An 11,766-nucleotide genomic window follows, 5' to 3' on the forward strand; every position below is an offset into this window, starting at 1 on the left:
GCGTTGCCATAACATGCCGCCGGTCGGGGACGCAAAGTCGGGCGCTGCCCGTCTAACGGGATCGGCAGCGAACATACACCATCGTCTGCTGCTGATTTGACGAAGTTGGGAAGATCAACCAATGGATGCCCTCAGTCTGTTTGGCCTGTTCGCGGTCTCGGCCATGCTCGTGTGCTACGCGCTGGAGGATCGCAGCCACTGGTTCGTGCTCGCCTTCGCCGCCGCCTGCGCGCTCGGCTCGACTTATGGATTCCAGCAGGGCGCCTGGCCGTTCGGGCTGGTCGAGGCGGTCTGGGCGGGATCGCACTGCGGCGCTGGAGCGGCAGGTGGCGCTCGAAAGCATAGCTTTTCGGGGTCCTGGAGTGCTAACGTTCGAGGTGGCCCCGGCAACGACGCCCGCGCCAATTCCCCATCACATGGATGAGCAGACGATGTGGCCCGATCGCCGACTTCTCGATCTCTTCAAGACAGAATTTCCGATTCTGCAGGCGCCGATGGCCGGCGTGCAGGATGCTGACATCATGATCGGGGCGGCCTCCGGCGGCGCGTTGCCCGCGCTGCCATGTGCGATGCTGTCAGTCGAAAAAATCCGCGAGCAGGTCCACATCGTCCGCCAGCGCGTGGCGAGCCCGATCAATCTCAATTTCTTCTGCCACACGGCGGTCGAGGTGGATCCGCAGGCCGAACGGGCATGGCGCCGGCGGCTGACGCCTTATTACCGGGAATTTGGCCTTGATCCCGATGCGGCTATTCCGTTTGCCAACCGCGCACCGTTCGATGCCGAGATTTGTACGCTGGTCGAGGAATTGAAGCCCGAGATCGTCAGCTTCCATTTTGGCCTGCCCGAACAGGCGCTGTTGAAGCGCGTCAAGGCCGCCGGTTGTATCGTGATCTCGTCCGCGACCATCGTGAGGGAGGCGATCTGGCTCGAAGAGCACGGCGCCGACGCCATCATCGCGCAGGGCGCCGAAGCCGGCGGCCATCGCGGCATGTTCCTGACCGACAATATCGCCGAACAGCCCGGCACCTTGGCGCTGGTGCCGCAGGTGGTCGATGCCGTCACAGTCCCGGTCATCGCGGCGGGCGGCATCGCCGACGGGCGGGGCATCGCGGCGGCATTCGCGCTGGGGGCCTCGGGGGTGCAGATCGGCAGCGCCTATCTGCGTTGTCCGGAGTCCAAGGTGAGTGCGCCGGCACGTCACGCGCTGGCCCGGGCGTCGGATGATTCCACCGTCATCACCAACGTCATGACCGGCCGGCCGGCGCGCGGCGTTGCCAACCGGGTGATGCGCGAGGTCGGCCCGATGTCGCCGGATGCGCCGGCCTTTCCCCATGCCGCGACCGGCCTGGCGCCGCTGAAAGCGGCGGCGGAAAAGCTCGGCAAGGTCGATTTCACCAACCTTTGGGCCGGACAGGCGGTGCGGCTCGGCCTCGAATTGCCGGCGGCGGAATTGACCCGGGCATTGGCGGGCGCGGCCCTGATCCGGCTCAGCCAAATGGCGGGCTAGATCAGGGCTAGAGCGGTCCTCCGCGGTTGCGGCGCAAAAGCCCGGTCTGCTATACGGCGAGGCTCAATATCCCGCTGCAAGGGGCCTCCATCATGTCCGTCGACGCCGCCACCGTTCGCCGCATCGCGCATCTTGCGCGGATCGCGGTTACTGACGCAGAAGTTCCGCACCTGCAAAGCGAGCTGAACGCCATGCTGACCTTTGTCGAGCAACTGTCGGAAGTGAATGTCGAGGGCGTCGAGCCGATGACCTCGGTGATGCCGATGGAAATGAAGAAACGCCCCGACGTGGTCAATGATGGCGAGATCGCCGATGATATCGTCAGCAACGCGCCGGCCACCGAGGACCATTTCTTTCTGGTGCCGAAAGTCGTCGAATGACATAGACGAGCGATCCCGTGAAGCTATCAAGGACAAAAATCCGATGTGTCTGCTCTGCGACGATGAAAAGGCCTATGCGGCCTACATGAACTATCTCGACGCCATCGAGCGCCAGGGCCAGGCCGCCGACCCCGAGCAGGTCATGGACGCCGTGCTCGATGCGCTGCAAGCCGCCGACAAGGACAGCGCCAGGGCCTTGCGCGACGACCCGGCCAACGACAAGACGCTGTCGCCGTTCTTCTGCAGCCCGGTTGATAAATGACCGATTTGACAACGCTGACGCTGGCCGAGGCGCGCAGTGGCCTCGCCGGCAAATCCTTTACCGCAGCTGAACTGACCGAAGCGCACCTCAGGGCGATCGAGGCCGCGCGCGCGCTCAATGCCTTTGTGCTGGAAACGCCGGATCAGGCGCGGCGCATGGCGCGCGAGGCGGACGCCAGGCTTGCAAAAGGAGAGGCCGGTCCGCTCGCCGGCATTCCCCTTGCCATCAAGGACCTGTTCGCCACAAGGGACGTGCGCACCACCGCATGTTCGAAGATTCTCGGCAATTTCGTACCTCCCTACGAATCCACGATCACGTCGCAACTGTGGCGCGACGGCGCCGTCATGTTGGGCAAACTCAACAATGACGAGTTCGCGATGGGCTCGTCGAACGAGACCTCCTGCTTCGGTCCGGTGGTCAATCCCTGGCGGCGCGACGGTTCCAACACCGCGCTGGTGCCGGGCGGCTCGTCCGGCGGTTCGGCCTCGGCGGTGGCGGCGCTGTTGTGCATGGGCGCGACCGCGACCGACACCGGCGGCTCGATCCGCCAGCCGGCGGCATTCACCGCGACCGTCGGCCTGAAGCCGACCTATGGGCGCTGTTCGCGCTGGGGCATCGTGGCGTTCGCCTCCTCGCTCGATCAGGCCGGGCCGATCGCGCGCACGGTGCGCGACAACGCGATCCTGATGCGCTCGATGGCCGGTCACGACCCCAAGGACACCACCTCGGTGGATCGCCCGGTGCCGGATTACGAGGCCGCGATCGGAAAGTCCGTCCGCGGCATGAAGATCGGCATCCCCCGGGAATACCGGCTCGACGGTATGCCTGCGGAAATCGAAGAGCTCTGGAGCGAGGGGGCGGCATGGCTGAAGGCCGCGGGCGCCGAATTGGTCGCAGTGTCGCTGCCACACACCAAATACGCACTGCCGGCCTATTATATCGTGGCGCCTGCGGAAGCATCGTCCAACCTCGCGCGCTACGATGGCGTGCGCTATGGCCTGCGGGTGGGAGGCCGCAGCATCGGCGAGATGTATGAGAATACCCGCGCTGCAGGCTTCGGCGCCGAAGTCCGCCGCCGCGTCATGATCGGCACCTACGTGCTCTCGGCTGGCTATTACGACGCCTATTATCTGCGCGCGCAGAAAGTCCGCACCCTGATCAAGCGGGATTTCGAGGACTGCTTTGCGCAAGGCGTGCACGCGATCCTGACGCCGGCGACCCCATCGGCGGCGTTCGGCATCGGCGACAAGGGCGCCGACCCCATCGAGATGTATCTCAACGACATCTTCACGGTAACGGTGAACATGGCGGGGCTGCCGGGCATCGCGGTTCCTGCCGGCCGGGATGCGCAGGGTTTGCCGCTCGGCCTGCAATTGATCGGGCGTCCGTTCGACGAGGAGACGCTGTTCTCGCTCGGCGAGGTGGTCGAGCAGGCGGCTGGACGGTTCACGCCCGCGCGGTGGTGGTCTTGAGGTTCCGTTCGAAGCCACCGGCTTTTGCGTTGCGTTTTTGACGGCGCTTCTTCATTCTCTGCCGATGAAGATGACGAGCGTGAGCGTATGAGCGCCGACGACGGTACCCCCTCTTCCCAGCAGGTCGATCAGATTCTGGGTTCCTCGAAGCTCGCGCGCGCGCTCGAGAACGACAAATACAAGCACCTGCTTGATTTTGCTCCGGTCGCGGTCGCCGTGTCGCGCGGCTCCCGCGATCAGCAGCATGTCGTCTATATCAACCGGGCGTTCGAGAGCTTGATGTCGATGGCGGCCGCCGCGGTGGAGGGCCAGGGCTGGACCTGTCTCGACGGTTTTCTCAACGAAGATAACCCGGCGCAGACCCTCGGGGAGGCGATCCGGGACGGCGAGGATTTCATCGGTGTGTTCCGGCCGTCCGGGCCGCTCGGCCGTATTGTCATCGTACAGGCCTACGCCTCGGTAATCGAAAGCGACGAGGGCGTCGAAAATTTCCGGATCGCGGCGCTGGTCGATGTCGGGGGACGCGAGCGGGCGCAGATCGAACAGTTCGAGGGCCGGATCCGCGACCGCGATATGCTGATGCGCGAGCTTCAGCACCGGGTGAAGAATAATTTGCAGTTGATCACGGCGCTGATCCGGTTGGAGGCGCGGGCGGCTGCGGAAGGGGAGTCGGTGGCGTTGGCGCGGCTGGCAAGCCGGATCGACGCGCTCACCGTGTTATACCGGACCCTGTCGGCGGAAAATGCCCCGCGCGAAATCGATCTCGGCCAGTATCTCTCCGATATTGCCAATTCGGTGATGGAGGCGAACGCGATGGCGGGCATCGGGATCGAACTCCAGGTCGGCTATTGCCCACTCTCGATCAACGTCGCGATGCCCGCCGGATTGCTGGTCAACGAGATGCTGACCAACGCGCTCAAATATGCCTTCGTCGGCCGCAACGGCGGTTTGTTGAAATTGATATGCAATCAGCAAAACGGCCGCGTGGCCGTGGTGGTGTCCGACGACGGTGTTGGACTCGGTGAAAATCAGGAATGGCCGTCGCCGCGCAAGCTCGGCGCCCTGATCCTGCAGACGCTGAGGGAAAATGCCGGGAATGTGGTGTTCCGGGCCGAAAGCATCCGCGGCCAGGGCACCTGGTTCACGCTGATGCTCGACGCCGCGGCCGGGGCGGGGCCGAATTAGCACACGAGCGAAACATCAAGCTGACGGATGGCGGGCTGTCGGCCGCGGACCGGCTCCGGTATGGCGCGGGCGCCGGCTGGAATTGCCACGATCTGAAAATCTTCGTCGGCCGGCTGGGCTTCGATCAGCTCGATCCGGCGCGCGCCAGCGCGCTCGAGGCGGTGCCGACACGCTTCAAGCTACCGCCCGAACAGGTGGACGATGTGATCGCGGCGGGACGCGACGTGCTGCGCGCCAGCCCGACGCTGCGGGCCTTTGCCGGCAGCATGTGAGGCGCGAAGGGGGTTTTCTCGTCTTAGCCCCCGGGTTAAAAGCTGCCCATGAGCGCAACTGTCAAATCATCGAAGCTGGTCCGGGGCGCCACCGGGGATGCCCTTAAAGGGGTGGTGAAGATGGCGGAGTTCGAAGCGAGCCTGTCGGGCGCTGCGCCGGCGCCGGATCTCGACGCGCCGCTGGCGGCCCTGTGGTGGGCCGCCAAAGGCCGCTGGGACGAGGCCCACAGACTGGTTCAGGATGAAGCGACCCCTGACGCGGCGTGGGTCCATGCCTACCTGCACCGCGTCGAGGGTGATCTCGGCAACGCCGCCTATTGGTACCGGCGCGCGGCCAAACCGGTTGCGACCGGCCCGCTGGAAGCCGAATGGGAAGCAATCGCCGCCACCCTGCACGGGAGGCCGAGCGCATGAGTGCGACCAGCTCGAGGCTGATAAAAGGTACCACCGGCGACTGGGAAATGGTGATCGGGCTGGAGGTCCACGCCCAGGTCACCTCGAAGTCAAAATTGTTTTCCGGCGCCTCGACCGAATTCGGCGGCGCACCGAACAGCCACGTCTCGCTGGTCGACGCGGCCATGCCCGGCATGCTGCCGGTGATCAACGAGGAGTGCGTGCGGCAGGCGGTTCGCACCGGGCTCGGCCTGAACGCAAGGATCAATCTGCGCTCGGTGTTCGACCGCAAGAACTATTTCTATCCGGACCTGCCGCAGGGCTACCAGATCAGCCAGTACAAACAGCCGATCGTGGGCGAGGGCGAGGTGATCGTCGAGCTTTCGGGTGGCGACACCGCCAGTGTGGGTATCGAACGGCTGCATCTGGAACAGGACGCCGCCAAGTCGCTGCATGACCAGAATCCGACCATGTCGCTGGTCGACCTCAACCGCTCCGGTGTCGCCTTGATGGAGATCGTCTCCAAGCCCGACATGCGCACGTCGGAGCAGGCGCGGGCCTATGTGACAAAATTGCGCTCGATCCTGCGCTATCTCGGCACCTGCGATGGCGACATGGAGAAGGGCAGCTTGCGCGCCGACGTCAACGTCTCGGTCCGCCAGCCCGGCGAACCGCTCGGCACCCGCTGCGAGATCAAGAACATGAACTCGATCGCCTTCATCGGCCAGGCCATCGAATACGAGGCGCGGCGCCAGATTGGAATTATCGAGGATGGTGGGGTGATCGAACAGGAAACCCGGCTGTTCGATCCCGACAAGGGCGAGACCCGCGCCACGCGCTCCAAGGAAGAGGCGCACGACTACCGCTATTTCCCCGATCCCGACCTGCTACCGCTTGAGTTCAGCCAGGCCTATGTCGACGATCTCAGGGCACATTTGCCGGAACTGCCGGACCAGAAGAAGGCCCGCTTCATTTCCGAGTTCGGGCTCTCGGCCTACGACGCCGGCGTGCTGGTGGCCGAGCGCGAAAGCGCGGATTTCTACCAAACCGTGCTGTCGAAACTTGCCGACAAGGGCAGGGACGGCAAGTTGGCCGCCAACTGGGTGATCAACGAACTGTTCGGGCGGCTCAACAAGGAAGGCCTCGCCATATCGGGTTCGCCGGTTGAGGCCGGACAGCTCGGCGCCATCGTCGATCTGATCGGCGAGGGCACCATCTCCGGCAAGATCGCCAAGGAGCTGTTTGAGATCGTCTGGCAGCAGGGCGGTGACCCGCGCGCGCTGGTCGAAGCGCGCGGCATGAAGCAGGTCACCGACTTGGGCGCGATCGAGAAGGCGGTCGACGACATCATCGCCGCCAATCCGGACAAGGTCGCGCAGATCAGTGCCAGGCCGCAATTGATCGGCTGGTTCGTCGGCCAGGTGATGAAATCATCCGGCGGCAAGGCCAATCCGCAATCGGTGAACGATCTGCTGAAGTCCAAACTCGGGCTCTGAACCGCGCGCCAGGTGGCGCCTTCGGCATCGCCGCTGCCGCTTGCCGGTCGCCTGTGCGCAGCGATCGTTTACCATAAGTGGCGGCGTGATCGTCGCGCGACGCGAGCGCGGCCAGCGAATCAGCGACGGCGATTCGGGCAAAAAACCGGTTTTGGCGAGCGGCGATGCGACGCCTGGGCGGTCCGAGCGAAAATTTTTTTATTGCCAAAAATCGCGACTCAGAGTCCGCGCCGCATGCTTGCGTCGGCCGCCGAAGCGCGGCAGCAACATCCGCTGCACGCCATTCGTGACCTGCGTGAAGCGCGGAAACGCCTGCGGCGCAGGCGCTTCCTGCAACATTGGCAATCTGCCTCATCGCATTTTCGCGCGCTTCGTGCAGCAATCCGCCAACGCATCGTCGTGTCGCCGGGCAGCGCGCGCTACGCGCCGCGCCTTGCGCGCGTCAATACTTCCTTAAGCGGGACAGTGTTTTTTTTGACGTGTTGGTGTATTCGGGATGCAGTGCATTTCGATTCCCGAGTGCACGCAGCGATTAGCCATCTCACATCGGAGGGCAACATGGCCAAGAAAGCTAAGAAGGCAAAGAAGGCGAAGAGCGCGGTGAAGAAGACCGCGAAGAAGACCCGCAAGGTCGCCAAGAAGAAGTAATTCGCTTCTTTTAAAAATTGCCGGCGACTTGATGCCGGCGCGTCACGAGAGCCTTCAGGGCGATTTGCTTGCCAAGAGCAATATTGGATCTGATAGCTCTGGTCGACGAAAGAGGGTGTCGGCGAGACATCAGGTCAAACGGCTGGATCGTGATTTGGAAAAGCCAGTTCTTTTCGCAGAAGCGGTCCGGCAGAAGAAATCAGTTTTCTTCGTTCGGTGCGGATCTGCGGTCCGCAATTTCACCGGCCTCTATTCGCCGGAGTGAAATCTGGTCCTGACGTGTTCGCCGACGCCCTCGTTCCCTTTGGCTGTCGGTGCCGTATGCCATCCAGCGCTGTGCCGCCGGCTTGGTGCTCCGACCTTCCAAAGACCCCAAAATCCCAAGATCACCTTGGCGCCGCGCCGCGCGGCTTCCAACCGCGTGCTGTCCCGCGCCGCGCAAAGCGCGGACCAGGTGCGCTGCTCCGCGAGAAGCGGGGACCCCTCGATCTGGAAAATGAGTGTGGGCCGCATGGGCCCGGATCAGCCGCGCGCCAGCGCGGTGTGCCGTGCGCGGGCACGAGACTGGCCAGCATTCGCCTTTACGTTGGATTCATCGCGATGCTTAAATGGTCCTTCAAATTTGACCGGTCATCATCACCCCGCCCAGCCGGCTGACGGCGAGGGCATCACGGGACGTTTTTTTGAGTTTGGCAGTGGCCGCGCCGGGACGGGGCGGCCAACGACAACAAGGAGAAGACGGATGTTTCAGGGGTACATCGATCTGGATACGGCAGCGCCGGTGGACGCAAGTGCCGTTCCCGACGCGTTGTTCGAGCGCGGTCTGTATTGGGCGAGCGGCCGCTCCGGCGTGGTCAATCTGGTCGCGGCGCATAAATGGTTCAACCTCGCCGCCTTGAAAGGCCGCGCCGATGCCATACCGCTGCGCCGCGAGGTCGCGGAAATGATGTCCGAGGTCGAGATCGCCAAGGCGCAGCGCGAAGCGCGCGACTGGATGACGGCGAACTAGCCAGCTTTTTCGCCGGCCGGTCCGTCGATCGACGGGCCCCCGGGTAGATTTACGGGGAGGGCAATATACACGCGGGTAAACTTTAAGGTGCGATTAATGGGGGCTGAGGATCCCTCGCCGCAAATCGGAAGCGACCGGGTCTCCTCGGTAACGCGCATCGTTCGCGCTTATGTTTGGCCGGGTGTTGGGTTGGCTTCTGATGAGGTCCTGCGCATGGATATGCTGGCCGTAATATTTGTTCTGCTCGTTCTGCTGTTGGCCTCGACCTGGTCGTTCGCGCGATCGTATTTTCTCAACGGCCGGCTCGCCGGAATGCAGGAAGCGACGCAGGAAATCATCGGGGGCATCCGCGCCCACTATGAGGGCGCGGCCCATCCCGCGCCTGCTTCGCTTGTGAAGGCTGTTGAAGCGGTCGGATCGACCGCGCGCAGCGCATCCGACCAGAACAGCATACATCGATATCAGGCCCGGCTTTGGGTTTTCGGCGATGCCATCGGCACCGCCTGCTGGCGGCGCGGATACGACGCCTGCAGGCTGCAGATGACGCCCGCGGAAGGCAGGATCCGCATCGATCTGTCGCCCGGCGAATTGCGGCATCTCACGACACTCGCCCATTTGGGCTTCCAGAAAGCGATGCCGAACGATCGCGACATCGAACTGCGACGCTTCGGTGGCGAGCAACACGCGCTCGAGGCTGCGCACGCCGTCGAGCGGCTGGAACAGGCCTTTCCGGAACAGATCAGGTCACTCGACCGCTGCGCCAGCCGGCGGGCATTGATCCGGAACTGGTGGCCAGCCGAGCGCAAAAGCGCCTGAGTCGCAAAAGCGGCCTGGTTCAGATCAGAGCGGCTTCTGGCAAATTGGCGTCGTCCACAGCAAGGATTAGATGCCAGTGAATGCAGACGTTCGAGCAGTGGAAGGAGCGCAAATGATATCCGTTGCGCTTTCTTTCGCGGGATCGCGCAGACCAGCGACCGCCAGGTTACTTTGCATGGGGTTGTTTTCGATATTTTGGGTGCGAGAGCCGGGTCGGCCTTGCCGCTGGCTTGCCCGCCTTCGCCCGAGTGGACTTCGGCGTGGCAGGCTTCGCTCGCTCAAAATGGCGGAGCCGGAGGGATTCGAACCCTCGATAGGGCTTTACAACCCTATAACGGTTTAGCAAACCGCCGCCTTCAGCCACTCGGCCACAGCTCCGTTGCGGCCGATATGCCCGACAGCGGGGCCAGCCGCAAGCGGCAGATGCCAGCGCGGCCGAATTTACGCGCGCCATTCCGGCCCACTATCATATCGGCCCCACTATAATGAGTGCGAGGTCGCGAACCGCGACCCTCCGGAATTGAACCGGGGCGCGCGGCTCTGGTTTGGTCCAGACTTTGCCCGTTTGACGGATTATTCGCCGCAAAGCCCGCTGAATTGACGGCAGGTCTCGATCGGGCCGCACCGCGGTTTCGCCGGCGCAACCGGCCTGCCACCCATTTCGAACATGATTGTTGCAATGCAAACGTCATTTCGCGGCCCCGATTCGGCGTCAGTCGGGGCGCGGCTGGGGAAAACCGGGCCCGGAACCGCGCGTAGAGTCGCCAATCCGGCAACCTGCGCGGCAAACGGGCTAATCGAAAACACTGTTGCAGAACAATTACTTAAAGAAACGGCTTGATCGCGCCTGCGTGTTATTTGTGCAACACCCGGCCAAAAACGCTCTTTTGGTGGCGTTTCCGAGTGGTTCCTTTGTTGCGTGTGCAGGGACCTTCGGTAATTGTGATGTTGCGACGGAGGGGGGCATCCCGAGGTCGTCCCGTTCAAGGTGGTTCGCTTAAGTCCCTCGCGTTCATGCGGGTGTGTCCGAAGGCGCGAAGCGGCTGAGCGGTGTTTCAGGGACAAGGGAACCAACCTAGGGGTGCTTCACCCAGCGGATCCGGAACCTTCCCACATAGTCAAATTGGAGGTTAGCATGAAGATGGTTAAGAGCCTTATCCTCGGCTCAGCGGCGGGTCTGCTCGCCATGAGTGGGGCACAGGCAGCCGATCTTCCCGTCAAGGCCAAAGCGGTCGAGTACGTGAGGATTTGCTCCCTGTATGGTGCCGGTTTCTACTACATTCCGGGCACCGACACCTGCATCAAGCTGGGTGGTTTTCTGCGCGTTGACGTGATCGCAGGCGGTAACACAGACTTTGCTCCCAACCTGGGTGGAGCCGGGGGTGCAAGGAACCGTCTGAGCAACGACTATGCGACTCGCGCCCGTCAAGACCTTACCATTGATACGCGCACTGCGACCGAGTACGGCGTGCTCCGCACTTTCGCGGAATTGGTCTTCAGTTGGTCGGGCGGTAGCTATACCGGTAGCTCGCCTTCGGCGTACGCGGGCGACGGCATTGGCGGCGGCCAGTTCGGTATCTATAACGCGTTCATCCAGTTCGCTGGATTCACGATGGGCAGGACGTATTCGATCTTCGATACGCCGTGGCAGAGCTATCCGGCAGGCGGCCCCGATACGCTTCCCGGCGGTGGCAACCACGTCACCGGCGTGAACACATTGATCTACACCGCTGACTTCGGTCAGGGCATCTCGGGTTCGTTGGCGGCGCAGGATCAACAAGCTTACGATACGACCAACGTCTACAACCTGTCGGGTGCGACAGCTGCCGGCATGATCACCGGCGTCTACGGCGCGAATGATATCGGCGGTACACCGTCTCCTGACCTCCTCGGTAGTATCCGCGTTGACCAGGCCTGGGGTCTGGCCCAGGTTGCCGCGGTTGCCCACGACAACCATGCCGCCTACTATGGTCCGACCGAGATCTTTGGTCACCCCGATGACAAGTGGGGCTTTGCCGTCATGGCGGCATTGTCGATCAAGAACATCCCGACTGGGCCAGGCGACACGATCAACATGCAGGCCGTCTATACGGATGGTGCAAGCCGCTACAACTTCCAGAGCTTGTTCCCCTCCGCACTGGCGATGTATGGCGGCACCGGCTTGGCTGGCGCTTACCAGAGCCTAGCGATCGCCGGCGTATCTGATACCGTATTCACCACCGGTAGTGGACAAGAGTCGGTCACGACCTGGGGCTTCCGGGGTGGCTACACCCACAACTGGAATCCCTACTGGGCGAGCGCCATCTACGGTGCCTATGCCGAGCT

Annotated in this window: 11 protein-coding genes, 1 tRNA gene and 2 pseudogenes; 13 read left to right on the forward strand and 1 reads right to left on the reverse strand. The window is 63.1% G+C overall.

What is annotated here, in order from left to right:
• The first annotated feature begins 121 nt into the window (after positions 1-121).
• From ABSG20_RS18465 to ABSG20_RS18520, 12 genes and pseudogenes are all read left to right on the forward strand, one after another.
• Positions 122-345, forward strand: a pseudogene (locus ABSG20_RS18465) (hypothetical protein).
• Positions 346-431: 86 nt separating this feature from the next.
• Positions 432-1,508 (forward strand): NAD(P)H-dependent flavin oxidoreductase, encoded by a 1,077-nt coding sequence (locus ABSG20_RS18470; RefSeq protein ID WP_423865951.1) that lies wholly within the window; start codon positions 432-434, stop codon positions 1,506-1,508.
• Between the two features lie 92 nt (positions 1,509-1,600).
• The gene (gatC, locus tag ABSG20_RS18475) at positions 1,601-1,888 is read left to right on the forward strand and encodes an Asp-tRNA(Asn)/Glu-tRNA(Gln) amidotransferase subunit GatC (protein WP_423865952.1); all 288 of its coding nucleotides are present in this window, start codon (positions 1,601-1,603) and stop codon (positions 1,886-1,888) included.
• 43 nt (positions 1,889-1,931) lie between these two features.
• Positions 1,932-2,150 (forward strand): hypothetical protein, encoded by a 219-nt coding sequence (locus ABSG20_RS18480; protein WP_423865953.1) that lies wholly within the window; start codon positions 1,932-1,934, stop codon positions 2,148-2,150.
• Positions 2,147-3,622 (forward strand): Asp-tRNA(Asn)/Glu-tRNA(Gln) amidotransferase subunit GatA, encoded by a 1,476-nt coding sequence (gatA, locus tag ABSG20_RS18485; protein WP_423865954.1) that lies wholly within the window; start codon positions 2,147-2,149, stop codon positions 3,620-3,622. Before ABSG20_RS18480 ends, gatA begins: the two co-directional genes overlap by 4 nt.
• Positions 3,623-3,709: 87 nt before the next feature.
• A complete protein-coding gene (locus ABSG20_RS18490) occupies positions 3,710-4,807 on the forward strand; it encodes a sensor histidine kinase (protein ID WP_423865955.1) in 1,098 nt (365 codons plus the stop codon).
• 32 nt (positions 4,808-4,839) lie between these two features.
• Positions 4,840-5,079, forward strand: a pseudogene (locus ABSG20_RS18495) (patatin-like phospholipase family protein); the annotation flags it as partial.
• A gap of 120 nt (positions 5,080-5,199) precedes the next feature.
• Positions 5,200-5,493, forward strand: coding sequence for a hypothetical protein (locus ABSG20_RS18500; RefSeq protein WP_423865961.1), 294 nt, complete (start codon positions 5,200-5,202; stop codon positions 5,491-5,493).
• A complete protein-coding gene (gene gatB / locus ABSG20_RS18505; protein ID WP_423865956.1) occupies positions 5,490-6,968 on the forward strand; it encodes an Asp-tRNA(Asn)/Glu-tRNA(Gln) amidotransferase subunit GatB in 1,479 nt (492 codons plus the stop codon). Before ABSG20_RS18500 ends, gatB begins: the two co-directional genes overlap by 4 nt.
• A 12-nt stretch (positions 6,969-6,980) precedes the next feature.
• Positions 6,981-7,616 (forward strand): hypothetical protein, encoded by a 636-nt coding sequence (locus ABSG20_RS18510; RefSeq protein ID WP_423865957.1) that lies wholly within the window; start codon positions 6,981-6,983, stop codon positions 7,614-7,616.
• Between the two features lie 742 nt (positions 7,617-8,358).
• A complete protein-coding gene (locus tag ABSG20_RS18515) occupies positions 8,359-8,625 on the forward strand; it encodes a hypothetical protein (protein ID WP_423865958.1) in 267 nt (88 codons plus the stop codon).
• A gap of 213 nt (positions 8,626-8,838) precedes the next feature.
• The gene (locus ABSG20_RS18520; RefSeq protein WP_423865959.1) at positions 8,839-9,441 is read left to right on the forward strand and encodes a hypothetical protein; all 603 of its coding nucleotides are present in this window, start codon (positions 8,839-8,841) and stop codon (positions 9,439-9,441) included.
• A gap of 284 nt (positions 9,442-9,725) precedes the next feature.
• Here the strand turns inward: ABSG20_RS18520 and ABSG20_RS18525 are convergent.
• Positions 9,726-9,819: transfer RNA gene (locus tag ABSG20_RS18525), tRNA-Ser, on the reverse strand.
• Between the two features lie 757 nt (positions 9,820-10,576).
• Between ABSG20_RS18525 and ABSG20_RS18530 the strand changes: the two genes are divergently transcribed.
• Positions 10,577-11,766, forward strand: a 1,190-nt coding sequence (locus tag ABSG20_RS18530) for a porin (RefSeq protein WP_423865960.1), incomplete at its 3' end; no start/stop codon positions are given.

It is taken from the genome of Bradyrhizobium sp., assembly GCF_049512235.1.
Classification (GTDB): Bacteria; Pseudomonadota; Alphaproteobacteria; order Rhizobiales; family Xanthobacteraceae; genus Bradyrhizobium.